This is a genomic window from Novosphingobium sp. ERW19, from assembly GCF_012641315.1.
In the GTDB taxonomy this organism is placed as follows: domain Bacteria; phylum Pseudomonadota; class Alphaproteobacteria; order Sphingomonadales; family Sphingomonadaceae; genus Novosphingobium.
Genome location: NZ_JABAIC010000002.1, coordinates 504,852 through 527,722, shown reverse-complemented (window position 1 = coordinate 527,722; position 22,871 = coordinate 504,852). Strand labels below are relative to the sequence as shown.

The following is a 22,871-nucleotide window of genomic DNA, read 5'->3' as shown; positions in this document are numbered from 1 at the left end:
GCCGTCGCTGATCGCGCGGGAGAGCTCTCTCGATTCGTTCAGGGTCGAGAGACGCCGAAGGAGCAACCGCCCCGGAATCTCTCAGGCAAATGGACCGCGTTGGTCGATAGCGACACTCTGGAAAGTGCCGCTTCCCGCAAAGGGAAGGGCCGCCGAAGGGGTAACCCCAACCAAACCCGTCTGGAGAGGCGGGCGGGGGAAAGCTCTCAGGTTTCCGTGACAGAGGGGGCGCCGAATGGCGCCTGAACTGCACGGGAATGATATTTGTGAGCGACACATACGAAAATTCTGGCGAAATTGCCGACTTCGATCCTGACGTGGCGGTCGGCCCGCTGACGCTTCCGCTTGACGCATGGCACCGCGCTCGCGGCGGCCGGATGGTCGACTTCGCCGGTTACTGGATGCCGGTTCAATTTGAAGGCATCATCGCAGAACACCTTTGGACCCGCGAAAGTGCAGGGTTCTTCGACGTCTCGCACATGGGCCAGCTCTACGTCTCGGGCGAAGGCGTGGAAGCGGCGCTTGAAGCCGTCCTGCCGATCGACCTTTCGACCCTGCCCGTTGGCGGCGTGCGCTATTCGCTTCTGCTGAACGAGGAAGGTGGCATTCTCGATGACCTTATGGTCACGCGTTGGGGCACCGGCTTCTACCTCGTCGTCAACGGTGCGACCAAGTGGGACGATATCGGCCATCTGCGCGAGCATCTGCCCGATGCGGTGACGATCAATCACCTTGAGGACAGCGCGTTGTTCGCGCTTCAGGGGCCGAAGGCGTTTGAAGCGCTCGAACCGCTGGTGTCCGGCGAGCTTCCGCTTTCGGCGCTGACTTTCATGCGCGGCGGATCGTTCAAGCTGGGCGGAGTAGACGCCTGGATCAGCCGCTCGGGCTATACCGGCGAGGACGGCTTCGAAATCGCGGTTCCCGCCGAGAACGCAACGGAGCTGGCGAATCTGATCTGTGCCCTGTCTCAGGTGAAGCCAATCGGCCTCGGCGCGCGCGACAGTCTGCGGCTTGAGGCAGGCCTTCCGCTCTATGGCCATGACATGACCGAAACCATCGATCCGGTCAGCGCCGAACTTCTGTTCGGCATCAACAAGCGCCGCCGCAGCCAAGGCGGCTTCATTGGCGCGGACAAGGTCCTGCCGCTGATCGCCGCCGGAGCGCTCACCCGCCGCGTCGGCCTCGCTATCGATGGCCGCATGGCCGCGCGCGAAGGCGCCAAGGTCCTTTCCGGAGACACGGAAGTGGGCGCAGTCACTTCGGGCGGCTTCTCACCCAGCCTCGAGCGCCCGATCGCGATGGCCTACGTGCCTGTCGATCTTGCCGCCCCCGGCACTTCGCTTTCCATCGATGTGCGCGGCCGCAGACTCGCCGCCAGCGTCGTTCCCATGCCTTTCGTTCCCCATCGCTACCATCGCAAAGGAGCCGCCTGATGACCCGCTATTTCACCAAGGACCACGAATGGATCGCGGTTGAAGGCGCTGAAGCGACTGTCGGGATCACCGACTACGCGCAGAGCCAGCTGGGCGACATCACCTTTGCCGAACTTCCCGGCGAAGGCAGCGAAGTGACCAAGGGCGACAGCGCCTCGGTGGTCGACAGCGTCAAGGCAGCGTCCGACGTCTACGCCCCGGTTTCGGGCAAGGTGACGGTCGCAAACGCCGCGCTCGAAGACCAGCCCGAACTGGTCAACACCGACCCCGAGGGCGAGGGCTGGTTGTGGAAGATGACCCTGTCCGACACCGCCGAACTCGAAGGCCTGATGGATGAGGCCGCCTATCAGGCCTACGTCGCGGAGCTGTGACCCCATGCGCTACCTTCCACTGACCGACGCCGACCGGAGCGCCATGCTTTCGGTCATTGGTGCGGGGTCGATCGACGAGCTGTTCGCCGACGTTCCAGCCGAGGCACGTCTCTCTGTGCCCATCGCTGGCCTGCCAAATCACGCCACCGAAATGGCCGTCGAACGCCATATGGCGCGGCTTTCGGCCAACAACACCACCGCTGGATCGGTGCCATTCTTTCTCGGCGCCGGGGCCTATCGCCACCACGTGCCGGCCACGGTCGATCACATGATCCAGCGGGGCGAGTTCCTGACGGCCTACACGCCCTACCAGCCCGAGATTGCGCAAGGCACGCTTCAGGTGCTGTTCGAATTCCAGACCCAGGTCGCCCACCTGTTCGGCACTGACGTCGCCAATGCCTCGCTCTACGACGGCTCGACTGCGTGCTGGGAAGCCATCGCCATGGCGGGTCGCGTGACCAAGCGCGGCAAGGCCGTGCTCTCGGGCGGGGTGCATCCGCACTACGTCGAAACGGCGCGCACGATGGCCAAGTTCACCGGGGACGTGCTCGACATCAGCGCACCGGTTCTGCAAGCCACGCCGGATGATGATGCGCTGATCGCGAAGATCGACGCTGAAACCTCGTGTGTTGTCGTGCAGTACCCCGACATCCTTGGCCGCATTCCCGATCTGGCAAAGATTGCCGCCGCCGCCCAGGGCGCGGGCGCGCTGCTGATCGCGGTGGTGACCGAGCCGGTCGCGCTCGGCGTGCTCAAAAGCCCAGGCAGCCTTGGTGCCGATATCGTCGTGGGTGAGGGGCAGTCCCTCGGCGTCGGTCTCCAGTTCGGCGGCCCCTATCTCGGCCTTTTCGGCTGCCGCGAGAAGTACCTGCGCCAGATCCCCGGCCGCCTGTGTGGAGAGACTGTGGACGCCGATGGGAAGCGCGGTTTCGTGCTGACGCTTTCGACCCGCGAGCAGCACATCCGCCGCGAGAAGGCGACCAGCAATATCTGCACCAACTCAGGACTATGTGCGCTGGCGTTCTCGATCCACATGACGCTGCTCGGCGGTTCGGGTCTGTCGGACATGGCCAAGCTCAGCCATCTCGCCGCGCGCAAGACGGCGGCGGCGCTGGCCGAAGTTCCGGGCGTGACGGTGGTCAACAGCCACTATTTCAACGAGTTCGCCGTGACCCTGCCGCGCGACGCGCGCCAGATCGTGCGCGAACTGGCTGACCGCCAAGTGCTCGGAGGCATCTCGCTCGGCCGACTCTACCCGAAGGAAGAGTGCCTTGCGAATGGCATGGTCGTGGCTGCGACCGAATGCACGACGGATGAAGACATCGCCGCGCTGGTCGCGGCGCTGAGGGAGGTGCTGGCATGAACGCGATCAATCCAACGGGATGGCGCCCCTCGATTGGCGAGAACGCGCCCGAAAGCGGCATCCAGACCTTCACCGGCAACCGCGCGCTCCAGCTTGAGGAAGCGCTGCTGTTCGAACTTGGCAATGCCGATCGCTCAGGCGTGGACTTCGCTGAGACTGACGGGATCGACCTATCGGCATTGGGGCCGATGGCGCGGGCCGAACGTCCCGATCTGCCGGGCCTGTCGGAGCCGGAGACCGTGCGTCATTATACGCGACTGTCACGCCAGAACTATGCCATCGACCTCGGCCTGTTCCCGCTCGGCTCGTGCACGATGAAGCACAACCCGCGACTGGACGAGAAGGTTGCGCGTATGCCCGGCTTTGCCGACGTGCACCCGCTGCAGCCGGTCCATACCGTGCAGGGCGCATTGGGCGTGATCAACGAACTGGCGCACTGGCTGATCGAATTGACTGGCATGCACGGTGTGGCGATGACGCCCAAGGCTGGTGCTCATGGCGAACTCTGTGGCCTGCTTTGCATACGCGCCGCGTTGGAAGCCAAGGGTGATCCGCGTGATGTCATTCTTGTGCCGGAAAGTGCCCATGGCACCAACCCCGCAACGGCTGCCTTCGCCGGGTTCAAGGTCGAGAACATACCGGCCACGCCAGACGGGCGCGTAGACACCGCGGCGTTGACGGCGCGGCTCGGTCCTGACGTCGCGGGCGTAATGATTACCAATCCGAACACTTGCGGCCTCTTCGAGCGCGACCTGAAGATCATCGCCGATGCCGTCCACGCCGCAGGTGGCTACGTCTATTGCGACGGAGCGAACTTCAACGCCATCGTCGGGCGGGTGCGCCCCGGCGATCTTGGCGTCGATGCCATGCACATCAACCTGCACAAGACCTTTTCGACCCCGCATGGCGGTGGTGGTCCGGGTTCCGGGCCGGTCGTGCTGTCCGAAGCGCTTTCCCCGTTCGGTCCGCTGCCGTTCACCGCGCGGCAGGCCGATGGCTCGATCAAGCTGATCGAGGAAGAGCAGGCGCATGAAGAGCATCCGCAGGCCTTCGGCAGGATGTGCGCGTTTCACGGCCAGATGGGCATGTACACCCGCGCGCTGGCCTACATCCTCAGCCACGGTGCGGATGGGTTGCGGAAGGTCTCGGGCGATGCCGTGCTGAACGCCAATTACGTTCTGCGCAGCCTCGATGATGTGCTCGATGCACCGTTCGGCAGTGCCGGACCGTGCATGCACGAAGCACTGTTCTCGGACGATGGCTTTGCCGAAGGGTTCTCGACCAACGATCTTGCCAAGGGGCTGATCGACGAGGGTTATCACCCGATGACAGTCTACTTCCCGCTGGTCGTTCACGGAGCGATGCTTGTGGAGCCGACCGAGACCGAGAGCAAGGCCGGGCTCGACCAGTTCATCGGCGCGATGCGGTCGCTCGCACAGCGGGCGAGGGCAGGGGACGAAATGCTCAAGTCCGCGCCGCATCTGGCACCGCGGCGCCGTCTTGACGAGACCCTGGCGGCGCGCAAGCCCAAGCTGGTCTACCAGGACTGAGAATGCAAAAAGGGCCGCCCCGGTAATCCGGAGCGGCCCTTTTTTCCGATTAACTGGGCGATCAGTTGATCGCTTTTTCGGTTTCATTGGCGGCCGACTTGAGGTCGTCACCCGCGCCGCGGACGGTGTTGCAGGCAGTCGCACCAAGCAGAAGGCCACCCATCATGGTGGCAAATACGAACTTGCGGATCATGGCTTTCACCTTTCGAACTTTAGAGTGAGGAGAAGGAAACCTCACGATTTGACGAAAGGAAGAACGCCGGAATTCGAGGCCGGTTCCGTTACGCAGCCAAAGGGGCACGTTCCCGGGCGCGCGCCAGCAAATGCTCGCGCCAGGCAATCAGCAGGCTCGCCCCGATGATGATCGGCGCGCCCAGCCAGGTTGTTGCTGGCGGAAGGTGATTGAAGATCAGCCAACCCCAGAATGTCGCCCAAGCCAGCTGGATATAGTCGACCACGATGACGCTCGATACCGAGCCGAAGCGGAGCGATGCGGTCATCGCGATCTGCGCAAATAACCCGGAGATGCCGATCCCGGCCAGCATCGCCCATCCGATGGCGTCATGGCCAAGATCCTGCCCGATCAGCCCCAGCGCGAGGACCGGGGCGCTGAACGCCGAGAAGTAGAAAACGACCGTGATCGGCTCCTCGGTGCGGCCAAGGTCGCGAACCTGGATCGTCACCAGCGCAACCATGAAGGCGGCGCCGATGCCAACAGCAACGCCGAACGGCGGAAGGCTGGTGGTGTCAGGCCCGGCAATGACAACTACCCCGATCAGGCCCATGATGACCGCGGTCCAGCGCCACGGACCGACCTTTTCCTTGAGGAACAACGCAGAAAGGATCACGGCGAAGATCGGCGTCGTGAAGCCCAGTATGGTCGCTTCGGCCAGGGGCAGCAGCCGGACCACGCCTAGCGTCAGGAACATGCCGGTGCCGCCGATCAACGCGCGCCGGGCGTGAATCCATGGGCGCTGCGTCCGTAACCGCCCGATCTGCCCGCGCGCCGCCAGCCACCCGAAGATGGACAGCGCCGGCAGGGCCTGCCGGAAGAACAGCGTTTCGGGCAGCGCGATGTTTCGCTCGCCAGTGAGTTTGACCAGCAGCAGCATGACCGAGAACAGGACCGTCGCAACCAGCCTCAGGCCGAGGGCCAACATGGGGCGGTCACGCGCGGTGGACATCGGCTTGGGCATGACCCGGGCAATAGGCCATTGCCCCTTGCGATCAACCCCTTCCTTGCCCATCTGGCGAGCAATGGAAGACTGGTTCCCGCATATCTGGCAATTTCACTTCGCAGCCGGAGCACTGGCGCTCGTCGTCGCGACGACATCGGTCTGGGCCGAGCGTCGGCGCTTTCGCCGCGTCAACCTGGACGCGGTGGGTTTCATGCCGTGGACCGTGATCTACATGATCGCGTTTCTGGCAGCTTGCGTATTCCTCGGCCTTGCCGCGAGGGAATGGTTCGCGGCCTGATCCGATATCAGAGGCACGCTTCCAGATAGGCCTGGTCGAAGCCGAACTGGCGCGCCTTTTCCAACGTGTAGGGGCGCAGGCCCGAGGGACGGAATTCGCCGATGATCTTGCCGTCTTCGGTCTCGTCGAGGTACTCGAACTTGAACAGTTCCTGGGTCACGATCACGTCGCCTTCCATCCCGATCACTTCGGTGATGTTGGTGGTGCGACGCGAACCGTCGCGCAGGCGCTTGACCTGAACGATGATGTCGACCGATTCCGCGATCTGTCGGCTGATGGCTTCCTTGGGGATCTTGATGTCGCCCATCAGGATCATGTTTTCCATACGGCCAAGGCATTCACGCGGGCTGTTGGCGTGAAGCGTGCACATCGAGCCATCGTGGCCGGTGTTCATCGCGGCAAGCAAATCGAAGCACTCCGCGCCACGGATTTCGCCCAGGATAATGCGGTCAGGACGCATACGCAGGGCGTTCTTCACAAGGTCGCCGATGGTAATTGCGCCCTGGCCTTCAAGGTTCGGCGGGCGCGTTTCGAGCGGCAGCCAGTGCGGCTGCTGCAGACGAAGTTCGGCGGCGTCTTCGATGGTCAGCACGCGCTCGCCCGGGTCGATCATCTTTGACAGGGCGTTGAGCATGGTCGTCTTGCCCGAACCGGTACCGCCCGAGATGACGATGTTCATGCGGCAAGCGCCCGCAATCTTCAGCGCGGTCGCCATCTTGTCCGACATCGAGCCGAAATCGCGCAGCATGTCGATCGTGATCGGCTTTTCGGAAAATTTACGAATCGAAATGGCCGTGCCACGAAGCGACAGCGGCGGCACGATCACGTTGACGCGGCTGCCGTCCTTGAGGCGGGCGTCGGCCAACGGCGTGGTCTGGTCGACGCGGCGGCCGACCTGGTTGACGATGCGCTGAGCGATCTGGAACAGGTGGCTTTCATCGCGGAAGCGGATCGGGGCGAGCTGGAGCTTGCCCTTCTTTTCGATGTAGGTCTGTTCAGGGCCGTTGACCATGATGTCCGAAACGTCAGGGTCGTTGAGCAGCTCTTCCAGCGGCCCGAAGCCGAGCAGCTCGTCAATCAGCACCTTCTCCAGCGCGAACTGCTCACGCCGGTTGAGCGTGACCTTGAGTTCGGCCAGCACTTCCAGGATGATCGGGCGGAATTCTTCGGAAAGCTCGTCCTTGGTCAGCGTTGCCGCTGCTTCGGGATCGACGCGTTCGAGCAGGCGCGGCAGCACCTGTTCCTTGATCTTGTGGACCGAAGCTTCGAAACCCTCGGCCTGATAATTGCCTTCGTTGACCCCGTTGGCCCGGTCCGCCAGGCGGGTAAGCGCATCCGCCTTGAGCGATGCTGCGTTGAGCGGCGAATCGACCGGGTCCATGGGGGGCAGCGGGGGAAACTGATCACCCCCCATCGGCATCGGCATGGGTACGGCGGCCGTGGCGGGAGTCGCTGCCGGGGGGGCTTCGCCATTGCGCATTGGCCGCGCGACGCCGAACGAAGGCCGGCCTCCGCTGCTCGTCCCCGCAATACCGTTCTTTCGCCCGAAAGCGCTCATCGTTTCAAACCTTTGCACTTGGACCCCGACACGATCTTGATGATCGGCCATTACCCAGCATCGTGACACGGTGAATATTCGGCAAACTTTGACATTTCGCTAACTTCCCCGACGAGAGCGACGTCTCACTGCCCTGCGGTAACTGGGCTTACATCTGAAGAAACATCGTTAGTAATATCTTAAAGCCCACCCGGTAGGCACGGTAACGACTACGGCTAAAGGGGGTATCATGCAGATCGCGAAACAGGCCTACTCGGCTTCAGCTCAGGCGATCGCCGGTCTTTCGATCCTAGACGGTTTCTGGCGTGACGCTACCGCTTCCAATCCATGGGGCATGTGGCGCTGGGCTGCGTCCTTACTCGCAATTCATCAGCCAGAACGGATGATCCCACTCGACTGCCCGTGGTGGAACGTGGCCGCAACGCGCGAGATTGACGCCTTTCTGGCAAACCTTCCGGCAGCACGGGTGTTCGAATATGGTTCGGGAGCTAGCACAGCTTGGCTTTCTCGCCGCGCGCAGGAAGTGATCAGCGTCGAGCATCATGCGGGATGGCATGCGCGCCTCGCACAGCTGCTTGCCAACCGCGGGAATGTGAAACTCTGGCATCGCGATCTGGCAACACCAGCCTATGTCGATGCAATTGCCGAGGCAGGCGGCCAGTTCGATCTCATCGTGGTCGATGGGCGAGATCGCAATGCATGCCTCGCGCGCGCCATTCCCTACCTGAAACCCGGTGGGCGCATCCTGTTCGACGATACCGGCCGACTGCGCTATCGCAGGGCCATAAAGTCGAGCGGATTGCAGGAGCACCGCCATTTCGGAAGATCGTATTGCGTGCCCTATCCGGACTTCAGCAGCATTTTGCATGCCTGAGTCTGAACGGCAGGATTTCCCTTCAGGCTCCGGATCCAAAGATTGGCAGCGGCGCGCTTCCCGTCTGGGCAGCATCGCCATACTGGCAGCGTGCGTTGGTTTCATCGGTGACCGCCTCATCCAGTTGAAACCTGCACAACTGCTTGATCATGCCTCCTGGCCGCTGGGCGCTGCCATGGTTACCGCGCCGCTTCTGTTTGCAGCGTCAGACAAGCTGTTGGCCTCAGTGTGGTCATCGCTGGCCAGCGCAAACGATGTGCTGCCATCGCACCATATCGATGCAATTTATGCGCGTGGCGTTCTGGCAAAGTATCTGCCGGGTTCGGTTTTCCAGTACGCTAGCCGACAGGTCGATGGTGCTGCCGCCGGTCTTGCCCACAAGAAGCTTGCCAAGGCTAGCGCTGTAGAGATTGCGCTCCATTTGCCTGCGAGCATGGTCGCTGCAGCATCTGCAATTGCGCTGACCGCATCGCCGGCTGCGACTTTGGCGTGCGGAATGGGAGCGATGGTCGCAGGGCTCTGCTCTCGCGATCCCGTGATGCGTGCAGGCGCACTGCAATTTGCTGCGTTTCTCTGTTTCGGTGTGGCTGCTGCGGTGGTTGGCGCCGCCCTGTTACCGACGAGTGCGCCGCTGGGTCTCTTTTCAGGCCTGTTCCTGCTCTCTTGGCTGGCAGGCTTTCTTGTGCCCGTGGCTCCAGGTGGTCTGGGTGTCAGGGAGGCGGCGCTGATTGCGCTTGCGGGGACGCGTTTTCCCGATGCTCCTTTGCTGGCAAGCGTCCTTGCCCTGAGGATCGCCTCGGTGCTTGGCGATATCCTTTTCGGGACTGTTGCAATCTTGCGTTTCAGGCTCCGCGGAAACGTCCGCAGCTCAATCAAAAGTCCTTGAGGACTGGACCGGTCGGCTCTGCCGTATCCGGGCGCCGCAGATGGTTGCCCCAGCGCAGCGTAATGGCGCCAGTGCTTTCACGAACGTACAAGTGCTCTCCACGCGCTAGCTCAACTGTCTGCCCGGACTGCAACAGAATTCCGTCGATCCGAGCCGCCCCCCCTTCGACCGTGTAGGTACCGGGCGCATGAATGTCGAAACTCTCCGAAGGATCGTTCTTGGCAAATGTATGCCCGGCCACCCACAGCGGACCCCAGTGTGGCACATAGCCATTCTTGAGCAGCAATCGATCTTCGGGCAGCAATTCCCAAGCGCCGCCGGGTTCTGACTGATTGCGCTGTATCATTTCCTGGTTGACGATGAGCAGAGGGACCACCTGCTCGCGTGCGACTTCCGCCATTGTCGGCTCGAGCCCTGCACGATACTTCCGGATACCCCAGACGGTCATAAAGAAGTTGGCCTTTGAAAAATCCGGCACCATGCCGGGGAAATCAAAATAGGCCACCGGCTCAGGAAAGATCTGATGCACCGCGTGAAGCATCTGCTTCTGTGCAGGAAGTACGTCGCGTGGTGTAGCCATGCTGGAAACGACAGCCTGGGCAACGAAGGCAACGACAACGACCGCCGGGCCCAGACTGCGAACCATCGCCGAAAGTCCGATCGAGACCGCTACCGCTACGGGCGGCAGAATGAAGGCGTAGAAGTATGGAAAGCTGTTGGCATAGAACGACACGCAACCGATCGTTCCGAGCATGAGCCATGCGAAAACGTGGAGCGTGGCTGCGGGTGCGGGAGCTGTTTTCGGACGGACGAGGATAACTGCCGTGCGAATTGCTGCAAATGCCGTGACGGGAGCGGAAAAAATCGCGCCCAGAAGATAAGGCCAGCGCGGGAACAGCCCGAGATCGAACATCATGGTGCTTGAAGACGAAAGACTCTTGCCGGCTTCGCGCGCAGCCGGCGGCGGTGTCTGCGGCAGCAACAACCAGCTGATGAATGTGAACAGCATGATGAAGCCAATGGAAAGGCCGATAAATACAGCACACTTGCGCAAGAGTTCGCTGCGGTCATCTGTCTCTTGCCAGCGGAGCCAGGCCACAGCCAGGAAAGCCGGCGCATAAAGCACTATCTTGATGGTGACAGTAAAACCGAGCCCGACCAACACGGCGGCCACGATGATGTGCCTTGCTGCCAGACGGCTGCACAGCAGAACCCACAATGCCGCCATAAGGCACGCAGCTGCCATGGGATCTGCACGGAATGACATCCCATGCTGGAGGACATAGCCGGACGAGAGATAAGCCAGCGCTGCAAGAAGCGCGCCGGTCCGGTCAGTTAACCGGCGTGAAATCCCGAAGATCGCGCAACAGGTAACCAGCTCGCAGATAAGCATGAACACCCGCGCGACACGAATCTGGTCGACGGCGTCTATTCCCAAGTATGCCAGCCAGAAAAATGCCCGGGCATAGAATACCTGCAGCATTTCATACAGTTGGCCCTTTGCAAAAGCATGGGCTTCGCTCAGGTGGAAGAATTCGTCCCAGTTGACCGGCCGGTTCCAGACAAGCTCAAGCTGCAATAGCAGAACGACCGCGAAGGCAGCCGGAATCCATTTTGCGTGGTTTTTCCCGTCGTGCCCTTCGGCGCAGCCAAAGTTCACGCGCGACGTTTCCACAGGTCTGCGTCGTGAGTTTTCCCATCATGTGGGGGCGTGCCCAGACTGTCGAAACGCTCCTCAAGCGTGCGAAGCTTGTGAAGGGTTGCCTCCAGCAGCTTGCGATTTGCACCGATCAGTTCCGCCAGAACACCCATGATGCCGGTCACTGCACCAAGAACGAGTAGCGCACCGCCGATGACAAGAGATTGCAAGTGGCCTTCGCCATCGCCCCATGCCCACAGCGCAAGGAAGCGGATGATTGGCAGTATCCCGACAAGCGCTAACGCACCGCCGATGATCGCAAAAGTGCGCAGCGGGTTGTAGGTCGCATAGGCGCGCCCCATCGTCATCAGCTGTCGGGCGATGAATTGCGGGATGGACTTGAACAGGCGGGAAGGGCGCTCGGTTGCGTTGGTGCGGATCGGTACGCTGACGATCTTGAACCGCTTGCGCCCGGCCTGGATCAGCATGTCGGTGGTGTAGCTGAATTCGGTGGTGATGGTGATGCGCTGTGCCGCAGACCGGCTGATCGCGCGAAAGCCGCTGACCGCGTCGGTGACTTCGGTGCCCGAAAGGTTGCGTACCACTGCGCTGCCGAGGCGCTGAAGGCGGCGCTTGATCGGGCCGAAATGTTCATTTCGGCCGACGCCACGATCGCCGATCACAAGATCGGCCTCGCTTGCAATGATCGGGGCCACGAGCTTGGCGATGTCCTCACCTGCGTATTGCCCATCGGCATCGGTGTTGACGATGATGTCGGCGCCAGCGGCAAGGGCAGCGTCGAGACCGCTCTGGAAGGCGGCGGCGAGGCCGCGGTTGCGGCGGTGGCTGACAACATGGTGCGCCCCGAAGCGTCGCGCCACGTCGGCCGTGCCATCGGTACTGCCATCATCGATGATCAGTATCTCGATCTTGTCTATGCCGTGGATGCGCCGGGGCAGGGCGACCAGTGTGTCAGGCAGACTGTCAGCCTCGTTAAGGCAGGGAATCTGGATGATAAGCTTGGTCATGGGCCCCGTTTCCGTCCTTGCGCGGGCCCCCCGGTGCCCTTCAGCTCCGTATTTCTAAGCTGCCATGGTTAACTGCGGGTAAAGTGCCGCACTTGGCACTGGAGGTGTCGCGTCCATACCGCTAGGACTTTGGTTATGATCAATAACCGCTCCTTGAAGGGCAACAGGATTTCGCATCTTGCAGGATAGTCACAGGTCCGGACTGCTATTTGCCCTGGGCGGTTTCGCTCTGCTTTCGCTGGGTGATGTGCTGGTAAAGAGCATGGCCGGGGCGTGGCCGGGGACCGCTATTGGCGCGCTGCGCTATGTCTTCGGAGCACTGGGGCTTGGCGTTATCCTCCTCGTTCAAGAGGGGCCGAAGGGTTTTGCCTTCCCGCGACTGCGCTGGCAGATCCTGCGTGGCTTGAGCGTGGCGGTATCGGCCATGAGCTTCTTCAGCGCAGTCCACCTGATGCCCATCGGTGAGGCGACCGCGATCTCGTTTACCAGCCCGATGATCACGGCCCTCCTCTCGGCAATCCTGTTGGGCGAGCCAATGCGCAAGGAAACCTGGATCGCAACGGGGGTAGCGTTCACGGGCGTGTTGGTAATCCTGCGCCCCAACCTTTCGCTGCTGGGACCGGTAGCATTGCTGCCGGTCGTCGCAGCCAGCGGCATGGCCCTGCTCATGGTTGCAAACCGCAAGGTTGCCGGCACCGGCAGTTTGCTGTCGATGCAGTTCAACGTGGCCCTGATCGGCGCGGGTTTCCTGTGCCTTGGCACGTGGGCGGGCCACCAAAGCGGCATCCACTTCTTCCAGATACCGGCGCTGCCAACGTCCGTCCTCATCAAGTGCGCGGTAATCGCGGTTTCGGCGAGTTGCGCGCACGCCCTCATCTACGTTGCGACCACGCGGGCCGGGCCTGCATCGATCGCACCGATGACTTACGTGCAGCTTCTGCTTGCCGGCGCGTTCGGCTGGGTACTGTTCGGCGAACGTCCTGATTTCGTGGCAGCATTCGGAGCGTTGGTCATCGTCGGCGCGGGGCTGTACCTGTGGCGCGCTGGCAAGCCGCCTTCAGAACCGGCCATGACCGATTGATGGATGGGCCTTCCAGGTCCTGCTGGCTTTGCGGGCGGCGCTTGGGGAACCGCGTGGAGTTCCATCATCCCGTTCCCAAGAGCCGGGGCGGTCGGCTGACCGAAGCAGTCCATCCGATCTGCCATCGGACGCTCCACGCGACCTTTTCGAACAGCGAGCTTGGACGCATTGGCGCTGACCGCGAAGCTCTTATGGAGAATCCTGACATCGCGCGGTTTCTGGTGTGGTTAGCGAACAAGGACCCGGATTTTCACGCGCCCACCGCAGCAAGAAAGCGATAGGGTCCTGACCCTAGAGCACGTCGAGCAGAGGTTTGAGGTCGTTCAGCAGCACTGTTGGGCGATCCTTTTCAGGCAGGGCCACATCGCCGCCCATGATGCCGGTCGCCAAGCCAATGGAATGCGCACCTACGGCATTGGCCATCCGCATCTCGAGCGCTGGATCATCTCCGACGACCACGACATGCTGCGAAGCGCTGCGCGGCAAGCCCATGATGGTCAGCGCCGTTTCGAAAGCGATCTTCGAAGGCTTGCCCAGGATGCGCGGGCGCTTGCGGGTCATCGCGGTCAGCATGGCGTTGATCGGGAAGCTCGCACCGATCGCGCGGCCATTCTCGGTCGCGAAAAACGGGACGTTGCTGGCGGTAACCAGACGCGCTCCGTGCCAAAGCGAATGGCAGGCCGCCTCCAGTGAATTGAAGTCGAACTCCCGGAACCAGCCGGTATAGACCGCCTCGACTCCGTCGACCTCTTCTGCCGGGCCGACCACGTTCAGCCCGGCATCGATCAGCGGTGCTGCACACCCGGGATTGCCGAGAACACGAACCTTCTCGATCCCGCTTTTCGCCAACCAGACCGCTGCCGACGACGATGGTGTCAGCATCTGGTCATCGTCCACCGGGAAGCCCGCGTTGCGCAGCGAATTTGCATAGGCCACCGGCGGCTTGGCGGTCCCGTTCGTGAAGACGACGAACGGCTTCCCGATATCTTTCAGCGTGCCCAGCACTTCGATTGCATGGGGAAGGGCGCGGTGACCGCCGCTCTTGGAGTCTCCCAGTGCAATTGTGCCGTCCATGTCGAAGATGAAGCCCGCTGCATCCCGCAGGCGAGCCTTGAAATCTGAGGTAAGGGTCAAAGCGCTGCTCCAGCATGGAGGGCAAGGCGGAAAGATCCGCGTTCGATCACGATGTCGCGTGCGTCTGGCTTCGCCGCCAGCTTGCGCAGCAGTGAAATGATTGGCGCGGCTTTGGGCGAATAGGTCGCGCGGGAGCGGCCCGCTGCGAGCATGGCGTCAACCTGTTCGGCAGGCATGACCGCACGAAGGAGGAACTCCTCGTCGGGCATGTGGTAGCCAAACTGGCGGCGCAGATCGCCGAGTGCAGGGAAGGTTGGTTCCTTCTCGAGTTCACGCGCACGTGGGCGATCCAGAATCGTGGCGAGCACTTCCCGGTCGACCGGTGAAGTGGGCTTGCCGAACTTGCCCATGCAGTAGCGGATGACCTGATCCGATACCTGCGCATAGCGCCGCTCGCCGATCACGTTGAACAGGGCCTGGGTCATGACCATCTGCGGGAAAGGCGTGACCATGATGGGAAAGCCGAGGTCGGCGCGGACTTGCCCGGTCTCTTCGATCACCGCGTTCATCCGGTCCGACAGGCCAAGCTCTTCGAGCTGGCGCGCGATCGTGGTCATCACGCCACCGGCGATCTGGTGGCGCAGGAAGCTGGCGTCGAAGTTCTGCGGCGTGCCCGGCGGAAGCCCCTCAGCCAGCGCGACGCTCTGCCAGTAGGACGTCAGGCGCTTGAGCGCAGCCTTGTCGATGCCAACCGAGAAACCGGCCTCTTCGAGATTGGCAACCATGCGATTGGCTTCCGGCAGAGAAGAGCCGTCGCCACCTGGGCCGACGCCAACATGGATCGCGGAAATGCCGAGTTTTGTCGCCTCAAGGCTCGCCAACATGCCTTGGCCAACAGTGGTATGGGCATGGATCTCGAGCGGTCGGTTGCCGATCGCGGCCTTCACCGCCGGGACCAGCGTGCGCGCGCGATCCATCGAGAGCAGGCCCGCCGGGTCCTTGATATAGAATAGGTCGATATTCGGGCTCTGCCCGACGGCACGCGCGAAATCGGCATAGAACTGGTCGGTGTGGATCTCGGAAAGCGTGAAGGTCAGCGCCGCCATCACTTCGGCGTTGCCCTCTTCCTTCACCAGCTTCGCCGCCTCGATCACCGCGGGCACCTCGTGCATTGGGTCGAGCAGGACAAAACGCCCCACGCCGTTGGCCTGCAAGGCGCGGTAGACCAGACGCATGAACTCGGGATCGGCCTGCTGCCAGGCGATGAAGCGCAAGCCGGTGGTGATGAACTGAAGCGGCGTTGTCGGCATGGCCGCCGACATGCGGCGGAGGCGTTCCCAAGGATTGTTCTGGAAGTAGCGCACGGCCACGGCCATGTGGCTCGACGACGTGAAATCAATGGCCCTGAACCCGCAGGCTTCGGTCAGCGCGGCAGCTTGCAGCATGTGCGCGGTATTGAGGCCGGTCGCGCCCCACAGGCTCTGGTTGCCGTCGCGCATGGTGACGTCGACGAGACGGATCTCGGTCATTGGGCAAGTCCCGTGAGGAAGCCGGTATCAACGCCGCCAGCAACAAAGCGCGGATCGGCGACAATACGGCGATGGAGTGAAGCGGTGGTGGGCAGTCCCTCGATGTGCAGCGAGCGCAGCGCGTCGGAAAGCCGTTCCACGGCCTGTTCGCGCGTCTCGCCGTGCACGATCAGCTTGCCCATGAGCGAATCGTAGAACGGTGGCACTTCGCCCCCGATGCCGATGTGCGTGTCGACGCGCACGCCCTCGCCAGCAGGCCAGGCAGCGCGCACTGCACATCCCGGGGAAGGGCGAAAATCGGCCTCGGGGTCCTCGGCGTTGATGCGCACTTCGATGGCGTGGCCGTGAGGACGTACCATCGCCTGCGTCAGGGACAGTGGCTTGCCCATGGCGACCAGCAATTGCTGCTCGACCAGGTCGACGCCGGTGATTGCCTCGGTCACGGGGTGCTCGACCTGAATGCGCGCGTTGAGCTCAAGGAAGTAGAAAGAGAAGTCCTCGGCATCGACCAGGAACTCGGCCGTTCCGGCGCCGCGGTAACCGATGTGGCGGGCGAGCCGCACGGCAGCTTGTTCGATGCCTGCGCGGGCCTCCAGAGGCATCGCGGGGGCAGGGGCTTCTTCGACCAGCTTCTGGAAGCGCCGCTGGATCGAACAATCGCGCGTCCCGAGGTGAATGGCATTGGTGCCATCGCCAAGAAGCTGCACTTCAACATGGCGTCCCCGCGCAACGAAGCGCTCGACATAGACTGCGCTGTTGCCGAACGCGGCCTGCGCTTCGGCCTGAGCCATGTCGAGTGCGCTGTCGAGATCTTCAGGCCGATCCACGCGGCGCATGCCTTTGCCACCGCCACCGGCCACGGCCTTGAGCAACAACGGATAGCCAGTTTGCGCAGCGCGGGAATGAACGTCTCCACGCGTTGCGGCCTCGCCGCCTGGAAGCACTGGGAGGCCCGCTTCAACGGCGAGTGCGCGGGCTGCGAGCTTGTCGCCCATGCCTTCGAGCGTCTTGATGTCAGGCCCGACGAAGCAGATGCCCGCCGCTTTCACAGCGCGAGCGAACGCGGCGTTCTCCGACAGGAAGCCGTACCCCGGATGCACCGCATCGCAGCCTGACTTCACCATCGCATCGACCACGCGGTCGATGGCCAGGTAGCCCTGCGACGATGGCCCGGGGCCGACGATTGCGACATGGTCCGCAAGCTGCGCCGGAAGCGATGCAGCGTCGGCTTCTGAAGCACCGAGGACGGTCTCGATCCCCATGGCGCGCGCGGTGCGGATGACGCGGAGCGCAATTTCCCCGCGGTTGGCGATGAACAGCTTGCGGATCATGTCAGGTCAGCCGCACCAAGGCTTCGCCCTTGGCGACCAAGGTCCCGTTCGCAGCAAGGATCTCGGCGATGATGCCGCTGCGGCCGGCGTGCACCGGGTTCATCAGCTTCATCGTCTCGACGATGCCGATCACCGTCTCCGGGCCGACTTCATCTCCCGGTTGGACGAAAGGCGGCGCGCCGGGTTGGGGGGCGTGATAGAATGTGCCGGGCAGGGGCGAGCAGATTGCGTTGGGGTCAACCGCTGTCGCGCTTGCCTCGGCTGAGACTTCCGGCGCCGATCCAGCCCATTGCCATTCCTGTATCACACCACCCTGTGCGTCGGCGCCCTTGGCCACGCGCAGGCGAAAACGGCGCGTCGAAAGATCGAGTTCGCGGTAGCCGGACTTCTCCAGGATCGCGGCGATCTCGGCGATGTCTTCGTGAGTCAGGGGAATGTCGTCGGTCATCTTCGGATCAGTTCTTTGCGGCCAGCAATTCTCGCGCCGCGGCGATCACCGCGCTTGAGAAGGCTTCGTCGTTGAAATGGGAATCGATCGCCGTGACAGGCACATGTTCGGGCATGACCTGCGCAAGGTATTCGGCGAAGGGGCCGGGCACGCTGAGGTCCTGCAGATGCCCGGCGTCGCTATCGTGGCTGGAAAAGCCCTTGAGCGGAGTGAATACCCGCACCGGGCCCTTGGCTTCGCGCACGTTGGCGGCAAGGTGATCGGCCAGCTTCTTGAGATCGTCCACCTTGGTTCGCACTGCAGTAAGCTGCGGGTTGTGCTGATGGTAGCGGCGGCCGGGGAACTGCACCTCTGCCGCATCGATCGGTCCACCGATGATGAAGTCAGCATTACCCGGTGCCAGGATCGTCGGGATGCCCTTGCGCAGCGCTGCGCGGCCGCGATCGGGGCCGGAGTCTGCCAGCCCGCCGAAAAGATGATCGAGGATCTCGGTCTGCGAAAGGTCGAGGACCAGCGCCACGTCCTTGTCGGTGGCGAGGCCATCCAGCGTCGGCCCGCCCGCGCCGGAGGAGTGGAACACCATGACTTCGCATCCATCGCTCTCCAGAGCCTGGCGGATGCGCTTCACGCTGACTTCGGTGGTGCCCAGAGTGGTGATCAGGACCAGCGGCTTTTCCGGGCCCTTGTCGCGATCATAACCTTTGGCCATGCCGGCAACAGCGTTGGCGGCGTTGCGAAAAACGTCCCGGCTGATGGTGTTGATGCCCGATATGTCGGTCACCGCGTTCATCATCGCGATGTCCTTCACGCCCATGTACGGCTTGGTGAAACCCGAAGCCATGGTCGAAACGATTAGCTTGGGCAGGCCGTAGGGGAAGCTCTGCATTAGCGCCCCGGCAAGCGCCGAGCCCATCGAGCCGCCAACTGCCAGAATTCCCGAGACGGGCGACTTGGCGTCCCACGCATGGGCCGCAGCAATTGCGCCACCGATCATTGCATTCTGGCACTTGCCTTCATGGCCAAGCGCTCGGACCTGCTCAATGGTCATGCCGGCTGCCTCCGCAACCATCTCGGGCGAGATTTCGGCGCCGCCGACAGTGCGGCGGACGCTGGGATCGAGGTGGACCACGTCAACGCCCGCCGCCTCCAGCGCGGCCCGGGTGAAGCGGGCTTCCTCTTCCTTGGTATCCTGCGTGCAGATGAACAGAACGCTTGGCTTCGTCATCGTCTGGTTTTCCTCTCCGTCGCCTATTGCTGCGACAGTGCGGTTGACTTTGCACGGGGGTTTCGTGATTTTGCGTTGCATAAGGTGAAACGCAGAATTTGCCGGAGCAGGATGGATGCTGGAACGCAGGGTCAAGACCGTGCGCGCGTTGGAGCGTGGGCTGGACGTGCTGATCGAAGTGCAGACGCGCAAGGCGGCAAGCTTGCACGAGCTGCATCAGGCCACAGGTCTGCCCAAGGCGACTTTGCTGCGAATGCTGGTAACGTTGGGGCAGAAGGGACTTGTGTGGCAGCGTCTTGCCGATGGCGCGTACCTCCCGCATGTGGACCGGATCGAGCGCGCGTCGTTCACCTCCGCCGCCCACATTGCTGAAATTGCCTCGCCGTACATGAAGGCGTTGTCCACGAAAGTGGCATGGCCGTCGGTGCTGGCAGCGCCGCGACTCGATCACATGGAAATTCTTGAGACCAACAGTCCGCTGTTCCGGCTCGACTCCGCCATCCTCGGTCCCGTCGGGGTCAAGCTGTCCTACATCCATACGGCAACAGGCCGTGCCTATCTCGCGGCCTGTGGCGATGCCGAGCGGGATTCGATCATCGACCGCCTGCGGCCCGCTAATCCGCCGGAAGGCAGCGAGGCCGAACTGCGGCAAATGCTGCAACAGGTCAGGCAGCGCGGTTATGCAACTCGTGATCCTCTGCTGCCGTGGCCGGATCGCTCCAAGCAGCTGGTCTTGCGCGACGGTCGCCGCTCGATGGCGGTGCCGATCATGGTCGGCGGATCGCCCATCGCGACAATCAATGTCACGTGGCCGGGACGTCGCGGTGCGGACGAAGCGGTTGTCCAGCGTCATCTCGAAGCACTGAAGGCAACGGCGCGTGCCATTGCCGCTGCACTCGAAGCGAACCCCAATTAGGTTTCATTAGGTGAAATCGGTTTGTCCAACTGATTAATTTGTGCCGCTGAATCGGTGATGATCCTTCCACAGGGAGAAAATGCCGATGCGCCAGTGGGTGATTGCCGCAGGCTCGACGTCGCTCGATGATTTGCGACTGGACGAGACCGACATTCCGCAGCCGGGTCCGGGCGAAGTGTTGGTGCGCGTTCGTGCGTGCTCGCTGAACTACCGCGACCAGATCATTCCGCTCGGGCTTTATATGGGCGGCGTGGTGCAGCAGGATACCGTGCCACTGTCCGATGGTGCGGGCGAGATTGCTGCAGTGGGCGAGGGCGTTTCCTCGCTCAAGGTGGGTGACCGCGTGGCCGGCATCTTCTTCCAGAACTGGATGGACGGTCCGCCCAACCCCGGCATGGGCGTCGCCCTTGGCGCGCCGCCCGCGCCGGGCATGCTGCAGGAATATGTTGTTTTGCCTGACCATGGCGTAGTCCCGCTGGCCGAGACTCTGGATTTTACGCACGCCGCCTGTCTGCCCTGCGCCGGTGTCACAGCGTGGAACGCCCTTATGGAGGGGCCGCGCCCGGTAAAGGCGGGAGACACTGTCCTGGTTCTCGGCACGGGGGGCGTGTCGCTGCTCGCGCTGCAGATTGCCAAGGCTGCGGGCGCCACCGTCATTGCCACGTCGTCGTCGGATGAAAAGCTTGAGCGGGTGAAAGCGCTCGGCGCCGATCACGTGATCAATTACCGCACCACGCCCGAGTGGGGTGCAGAGGCGGCCCGGCTAGCTGGTGGCGGCGTTGACAAGGTCGTCGAGGTTGGCGGCGCTGGCACGCTCAAGCAATCCATTGCCGCCGTCGGGTTTGCGGGCGAAATCGCCCTGATCGGCGTGCTGACGCGCGAGGGTGACACCAACCCCCACGGCTTGATGTTCAAGGGCGCATCGATCCGCGGCATCTTCGTCGGATCGAAGGGCATGGCCCAGCGGCTCAATGCTTTCATCGACCAGCACGGGATCAAGCCAGTGGTAGATAAGGCTTTCCCGCTCGAGAACGCCCGCGACGCTTACGCGTACCAGTCATCAGCCGGCCTGTTCGGCAAGGTTGCGATAACGCTCTAGCAGAATTTGGCGCGCTTCCGTCCGCTAGAGGCGGGGCGTGCGGAGAGGACAGAAATGGCAAGAATGCTCGGCTTCGGCCAGCCGTTCGGTGGCGTCATGCAGACTGCGTTTGTGGTCGAGGACGTTCACGCATCCATCGCGCACTTCCAGAAGGATTGCGCCGCTGGGCCGTTCTTCCTGCTCGACCATTTCCTCGGTCCTGACCAGTTCTACCGTGGCGCGCCATCGACTGCCGATGTCATGATTGCGATGGGCTTTATCGGCCACATGCAGGTCGAACTGATCCAGCCTCTTGACGGCAATCCTTCGGTTTATCGTGAAACGATCGAGAAGCGCGGATACGGCTTCCATCACTTCGGCATCGCTTGTGAAGATGTTGAGGCGGAGCTGCCGGCATACCTCTCACGGGGCTACAGGCTCGCGTTCAAAGCCGCGGTGCCTACCGGAGGGAGCGTCGCCTATCTCGAAGGCGGGACTGCTGCGGCCCCGGGGTTTCTGGAACTTATCCCTGCAACACCAGGAATGGACGCGCACTTCACAGCGATGTGGCAGGCATCACAAGCGTGGGACGGAAGTGACCCGGTACGACCATTTATCTGATCCCGTGCGCTCTGGTCCCGGTCGGGCTGCGCGGCAATCCAAGAGAGGGCAACGATAGCGACCTAGAATGAGAACAATGTCGGCATGGGATCGGCAAGTGGAAGATGGGAGAGGTAAATGTTGGCGACTGCGAAGATGAATGCCGGAAAGGCCAGAAGCAGCGGCTACCAAGTGTGGGTTACCGCGCTCCTCAGCCTCAATTTCGGCATCCTCTTCTTTGACCGCAATGCGCTCAACTTCCTGATGCCGTTCGTCCAGCCGGACCTGCAATTGAGCAATACGCAAGTCGGCATGTTCAGCTCCGCCCTGTCGCTCACATGGGCGCTGTCGGGCCTGCTCGTCGGGCGCATTTCGGACAAGCTGGGTTCGCGCAAACCAGTGGTGGTCATCGCCACCATTGCCTTTTGCCTGTGCTCATTCATCTCGGGCGCTGCATCTTCATTCCTGATGCTCCTTGGCGCGCGCCTCCTGATGGGTGCTGCCGAGGGCGGGGTGATGCCGGTCAGCCATTCGATGATCGTCGCCGAGGTCGCGCCTGAACGCCGCGGCCTCGCCATGGGGGTCGCGCAGAACCTGGGTTCCAATCTTCTTGGCTCCGGTCTTGCGCCCTTGCTGCTGGTGCCCGTAGCCGTTGCCGTAGGGTGGAGGACGGGTTTTTACCTGGCTGCATTGCCCGGACTCGTCACCGCGGCCCTCATCTGGTTCACGCTGCGCGAGCCGCCGGTTGAGGCGCATGATGACGCTGCACCCAAAGTCACGCTGCGTGAAGCGTTCGGGCACCGCAATGTCATCCTTTGCGCCCTGATCTCGATCCTGCTGGTTTCCTACCTGGTCGTATGTTGGGCCTTCATGCCGCTTTTCCTGACGAAGGCGCGCGGGTTTGATCCCGACATAATGAGCTGGCTGATGGCAACGCTGGGTATTTCGGCGGGCCTGGGCAGCTTTGCCGTACCGGCAATCTCCGACGTTATTGGCCGCCGCCCGGTGATGATCTTTTTCTCGTTCCTCGGCGTGATCCTGCCTCTGGGCGGCCTGTATTACGAAGGCTCGGCCTGGGTTCTCGCCGCGATTTTCTTTTTCGGCTGGGGCCTCAACGGGCTGTTCCCGATGTTCATGGCCACGATCCCTTCGGAGTCGGTCGACCCTCGTCTGACTGCGACGCTGACCGGCGTCGTGATGGGCACCGGCGAAGTCCTTGGCGGGGTTCTGTCGCCATTCCTCGCCGGGACGCTGGCTGACGCTTACGGCCTTGCCGCACCGCTGTGGCTGATGCTCGGCTGCACCGTGCTGGCAGGTTTCCTGACACTTGGACTTATCGAATCCGCTCCGCGCGTTGTTGCGCGGCGCTCTGGCAACGCGATCCCCTCGATCGCCTGACACAACGGAGAAG

At 62.5% G+C, this 22,871-nt stretch carries 23 protein-coding genes and 2 riboswitches; of the genes, 13 read left to right on the top strand and 10 right to left on the bottom strand.

The genetic code is table 11. From position 1 onward, the window contains the following. Nucleotides 1-6: 6 nt before the first annotated feature. Nucleotides 7-107: riboswitch (glycine riboswitch) on the top strand. Further along, nucleotides 108-233, top strand: a riboswitch (glycine riboswitch). A 63-nt stretch (nucleotides 234-296) separates the two neighbouring features. Genes gcvT through gcvPB form a run of 4 tightly spaced genes read left to right on the top strand, consistent with a single transcriptional unit; the run spans nucleotide 297 to nucleotide 4,717 of the window. Further along, nucleotides 297-1,433 (top strand): glycine cleavage system aminomethyltransferase GcvT, encoded by a 1,137-nt coding sequence (gene gcvT / locus HGI46_RS05850; protein ID WP_346766680.1) that lies wholly within the window; start codon nucleotides 297-299, stop codon nucleotides 1,431-1,433. After that, entirely contained in the window at nucleotides 1,433-1,804 is a 372-nt protein-coding gene (gene gcvH / locus HGI46_RS05845) for a glycine cleavage system protein GcvH (RefSeq protein WP_168903457.1), read from the top strand. Before gcvT ends, gcvH begins: the two co-directional genes overlap by 1 nt. Nucleotides 1,805-1,808: 4 nt before the next feature. Then, a complete protein-coding gene (gene gcvPA / locus HGI46_RS05840; protein ID WP_168903456.1) occupies nucleotides 1,809-3,167 on the top strand; it encodes an aminomethyl-transferring glycine dehydrogenase subunit GcvPA in 1,359 nt (452 codons plus the stop codon). After that, nucleotides 3,164-4,717: an aminomethyl-transferring glycine dehydrogenase subunit GcvPB gene (gene gcvPB / locus HGI46_RS05835; RefSeq protein ID WP_168903455.1), complete on the top strand. Its 1,554-nt coding sequence runs from the start codon at nucleotides 3,164-3,166 to the stop codon at nucleotides 4,715-4,717. The genes gcvPA and gcvPB overlap by 4 nt, the downstream gene beginning before the upstream one ends. A gap of 61 nt (nucleotides 4,718-4,778) precedes the next feature. Here gcvPB and HGI46_RS22355 read toward each other — a convergent pair whose 3' ends face one another. Both HGI46_RS22355 and HGI46_RS05830 read right to left on the bottom strand, forming a co-directional pair. Beyond that, on the bottom strand, nucleotides 4,779-4,910 hold the full coding sequence (locus HGI46_RS22355; RefSeq protein WP_277346255.1) for a hypothetical protein: 132 nt from the start codon (nucleotides 4,908-4,910) through the stop codon (nucleotides 4,779-4,781). Nucleotides 4,911-4,998: 88 nt separating this feature from the next. Next, the gene (locus HGI46_RS05830) at nucleotides 4,999-5,913 is read right to left on the bottom strand and encodes a DMT family transporter (RefSeq protein ID WP_240344613.1); all 915 of its coding nucleotides are present in this window, start codon (nucleotides 5,911-5,913) and stop codon (nucleotides 4,999-5,001) included. Between the two features lie 61 nt (nucleotides 5,914-5,974). On the opposite strand from HGI46_RS05830, the gene HGI46_RS05825 reads away from it, so the two are divergent. Next, nucleotides 5,975-6,193, top strand: a complete 219-nt coding sequence (locus HGI46_RS05825; RefSeq protein ID WP_118073721.1) for a hypothetical protein — start codon at nucleotides 5,975-5,977, stop codon at nucleotides 6,191-6,193. Between the two features lie 7 nt (nucleotides 6,194-6,200). On the opposite strand, the gene HGI46_RS05820 is transcribed toward HGI46_RS05825, so the two are convergent. Next, nucleotides 6,201-7,751, bottom strand: coding sequence for a CpaF family protein (locus HGI46_RS05820; RefSeq protein ID WP_168903454.1), 1,551 nt, complete (start codon nucleotides 7,749-7,751; stop codon nucleotides 6,201-6,203). Between the two features lie 229 nt (nucleotides 7,752-7,980). Between HGI46_RS05820 and HGI46_RS05815 the strand changes: the two genes are divergently transcribed. Beyond that, on the top strand, nucleotides 7,981-8,625 hold the full coding sequence (locus HGI46_RS05815; protein ID WP_168903453.1) for a class I SAM-dependent methyltransferase: 645 nt from the start codon (nucleotides 7,981-7,983) through the stop codon (nucleotides 8,623-8,625). After that, nucleotides 8,618-9,511 carry a hypothetical protein gene (locus HGI46_RS05810; RefSeq protein WP_168903452.1) on the top strand — a complete coding sequence of 298 codons (894 nt, stop codon included), beginning with the start codon at nucleotides 8,618-8,620 and terminating at the stop codon, nucleotides 9,509-9,511. Before HGI46_RS05815 ends, HGI46_RS05810 begins: the two co-directional genes overlap by 8 nt. Here the strand turns inward: HGI46_RS05810 and HGI46_RS05805 are convergent. Beyond that, nucleotides 9,498-11,171, bottom strand: a complete 1,674-nt coding sequence (locus tag HGI46_RS05805; RefSeq protein WP_168903451.1) for a glycosyltransferase family 39 protein — start codon at nucleotides 11,169-11,171, stop codon at nucleotides 9,498-9,500. The two genes, HGI46_RS05810 and HGI46_RS05805, sit on opposite strands and share 14 nt — an antisense overlap. Then, nucleotides 11,168-12,178, bottom strand: coding sequence for a glycosyltransferase family 2 protein (locus HGI46_RS05800; RefSeq protein ID WP_168903450.1), 1,011 nt, complete (start codon nucleotides 12,176-12,178; stop codon nucleotides 11,168-11,170). Before HGI46_RS05800 ends, HGI46_RS05805 begins: the two co-directional genes overlap by 4 nt. 178 nt (nucleotides 12,179-12,356) lie before the next feature. On the opposite strand from HGI46_RS05800, the gene HGI46_RS05795 reads away from it, so the two are divergent. Next, on the top strand, nucleotides 12,357-13,259 hold the full coding sequence (locus HGI46_RS05795; RefSeq protein ID WP_168903449.1) for a DMT family transporter: 903 nt from the start codon (nucleotides 12,357-12,359) through the stop codon (nucleotides 13,257-13,259). After that, nucleotides 13,259-13,540 carry an HNH endonuclease gene (locus HGI46_RS22070; RefSeq protein WP_168903448.1) on the top strand — a complete coding sequence of 94 codons (282 nt, stop codon included), beginning with the start codon at nucleotides 13,259-13,261 and terminating at the stop codon, nucleotides 13,538-13,540. Before HGI46_RS05795 ends, HGI46_RS22070 begins: the two co-directional genes overlap by 1 nt. A gap of 10 nt (nucleotides 13,541-13,550) precedes the next feature. Here the strand turns inward: HGI46_RS22070 and HGI46_RS05785 are convergent, their stop codons facing one another. Genes HGI46_RS05785 through HGI46_RS05765 form a run of 5 tightly spaced genes read right to left on the bottom strand, consistent with a single transcriptional unit; the run spans nucleotide 13,551 to nucleotide 18,866 of the window. Then, nucleotides 13,551-14,393, bottom strand: a complete 843-nt coding sequence (locus HGI46_RS05785) for an HAD hydrolase-like protein (RefSeq protein ID WP_168903447.1) — start codon at nucleotides 14,391-14,393, stop codon at nucleotides 13,551-13,553. Beyond that, the gene (locus tag HGI46_RS05780; protein WP_168903446.1) at nucleotides 14,390-15,862 is read right to left on the bottom strand and encodes a biotin carboxyl carrier protein; all 1,473 of its coding nucleotides are present in this window, start codon (nucleotides 15,860-15,862) and stop codon (nucleotides 14,390-14,392) included. Before HGI46_RS05780 ends, HGI46_RS05785 begins: the two co-directional genes overlap by 4 nt. Continuing rightward, a complete protein-coding gene (locus HGI46_RS05775) occupies nucleotides 15,859-17,193 on the bottom strand; it encodes a biotin carboxylase N-terminal domain-containing protein (RefSeq protein WP_168903445.1) in 1,335 nt (444 codons plus the stop codon). The genes HGI46_RS05780 and HGI46_RS05775 overlap by 4 nt, the downstream gene beginning before the upstream one ends. Before the next feature lies 1 nt (nucleotide 17,194). After that, a complete protein-coding gene (locus HGI46_RS05770; protein ID WP_118073732.1) occupies nucleotides 17,195-17,641 on the bottom strand; it encodes an acetyl-CoA carboxylase biotin carboxyl carrier protein subunit in 447 nt (148 codons plus the stop codon). A gap of 7 nt (nucleotides 17,642-17,648) precedes the next feature. Beyond that, entirely contained in the window at nucleotides 17,649-18,866 is a 1,218-nt protein-coding gene (locus HGI46_RS05765) for a Tm-1-like ATP-binding domain-containing protein (protein WP_168903444.1), read from the bottom strand. A 115-nt stretch (nucleotides 18,867-18,981) separates the two neighbouring features. Between HGI46_RS05765 and HGI46_RS05760 the strand changes: the two genes are divergently transcribed. The 4 genes from HGI46_RS05760 (at nucleotide 18,982) to HGI46_RS05745 (ending at nucleotide 22,858) form a co-directional block, all read left to right on the top strand. Continuing rightward, a complete protein-coding gene (locus HGI46_RS05760; RefSeq protein ID WP_168903443.1) occupies nucleotides 18,982-19,782 on the top strand; it encodes an IclR family transcriptional regulator C-terminal domain-containing protein in 801 nt (266 codons plus the stop codon). 85 nt (nucleotides 19,783-19,867) lie between these two features. Next, nucleotides 19,868-20,881 (top strand): NAD(P)-dependent alcohol dehydrogenase, encoded by a 1,014-nt coding sequence (locus tag HGI46_RS05755; RefSeq protein WP_168903499.1) that lies wholly within the window; start codon nucleotides 19,868-19,870, stop codon nucleotides 20,879-20,881. Between the two features lie 63 nt (nucleotides 20,882-20,944). Next, on the top strand, nucleotides 20,945-21,481 hold the full coding sequence (locus tag HGI46_RS05750; RefSeq protein ID WP_240946593.1) for a VOC family protein: 537 nt from the start codon (nucleotides 20,945-20,947) through the stop codon (nucleotides 21,479-21,481). A gap of 117 nt (nucleotides 21,482-21,598) precedes the next feature. Further along, a complete protein-coding gene (locus HGI46_RS05745; protein ID WP_206065548.1) occupies nucleotides 21,599-22,858 on the top strand; it encodes an MFS transporter in 1,260 nt (419 codons plus the stop codon). Nucleotides 22,859-22,871 lie beyond the last annotated feature (13 nt).

What these genes read in the sequence shown, in the direction of transcription:
- HGI46_RS05820 (WP_168903454.1), bottom strand. Translation starts at nt 7,751, where the DNA reads ATGAGCGCTTTCGGGCGAAAGAACGGTATTGCGGGGACGAGCAGCGGA.
- HGI46_RS22355 (WP_277346255.1), bottom strand. Translation starts at nt 4,910, where the DNA reads ATGATCCGCAAGTTCGTATTTGCCACCATGATGGGTGGCCTTCTGCTT.
- HGI46_RS05810 (WP_168903452.1), top strand. Translation starts at nt 8,618, where the DNA reads ATGCCTGAGTCTGAACGGCAGGATTTCCCTTCAGGCTCCGGATCCAAA.
- HGI46_RS05760 (WP_168903443.1), top strand. Translation starts at nt 18,982, where the DNA reads ATGCTGGAACGCAGGGTCAAGACCGTGCGCGCGTTGGAGCGTGGGCTG.
- gcvPA (WP_168903456.1), top strand. Translation starts at nt 1,809, where the DNA reads ATGCGCTACCTTCCACTGACCGACGCCGACCGGAGCGCCATGCTTTCG.
- HGI46_RS05750 (WP_240946593.1), top strand. Translation starts at nt 20,945, where the DNA reads ATGCTCGGCTTCGGCCAGCCGTTCGGTGGCGTCATGCAGACTGCGTTT.
- HGI46_RS22070 (WP_168903448.1), top strand. Translation starts at nt 13,259, where the DNA reads ATGGATGGGCCTTCCAGGTCCTGCTGGCTTTGCGGGCGGCGCTTGGGG.
- gcvH (WP_168903457.1), top strand. Translation starts at nt 1,433, where the DNA reads ATGACCCGCTATTTCACCAAGGACCACGAATGGATCGCGGTTGAAGGC.
- HGI46_RS05825 (WP_118073721.1), top strand. Translation starts at nt 5,975, where the DNA reads ATGGAAGACTGGTTCCCGCATATCTGGCAATTTCACTTCGCAGCCGGA.
- HGI46_RS05745 (WP_206065548.1), top strand. Translation starts at nt 21,599, where the DNA reads ATGTTGGCGACTGCGAAGATGAATGCCGGAAAGGCCAGAAGCAGCGGC.
- HGI46_RS05800 (WP_168903450.1), bottom strand. Translation starts at nt 12,178, where the DNA reads ATGACCAAGCTTATCATCCAGATTCCCTGCCTTAACGAGGCTGACAGT.
- HGI46_RS05780 (WP_168903446.1), bottom strand. Translation starts at nt 15,862, where the DNA reads ATGACCGAGATCCGTCTCGTCGACGTCACCATGCGCGACGGCAACCAG.
- HGI46_RS05815 (WP_168903453.1), top strand. Translation starts at nt 7,981, where the DNA reads ATGCAGATCGCGAAACAGGCCTACTCGGCTTCAGCTCAGGCGATCGCC.
- gcvPB (WP_168903455.1), top strand. Translation starts at nt 3,164, where the DNA reads ATGAACGCGATCAATCCAACGGGATGGCGCCCCTCGATTGGCGAGAAC.
- HGI46_RS05765 (WP_168903444.1), bottom strand. Translation starts at nt 18,866, where the DNA reads ATGACGAAGCCAAGCGTTCTGTTCATCTGCACGCAGGATACCAAGGAA.
- HGI46_RS05775 (WP_168903445.1), bottom strand. Translation starts at nt 17,193, where the DNA reads ATGATCCGCAAGCTGTTCATCGCCAACCGCGGGGAAATTGCGCTCCGC.
- HGI46_RS05770 (WP_118073732.1), bottom strand. Translation starts at nt 17,641, where the DNA reads ATGACCGACGACATTCCCCTGACTCACGAAGACATCGCCGAGATCGCC.
- HGI46_RS05755 (WP_168903499.1), top strand. Translation starts at nt 19,868, where the DNA reads ATGCGCCAGTGGGTGATTGCCGCAGGCTCGACGTCGCTCGATGATTTG.
- HGI46_RS05830 (WP_240344613.1), bottom strand. Translation starts at nt 5,913, where the DNA reads ATGCCCAAGCCGATGTCCACCGCGCGTGACCGCCCCATGTTGGCCCTC.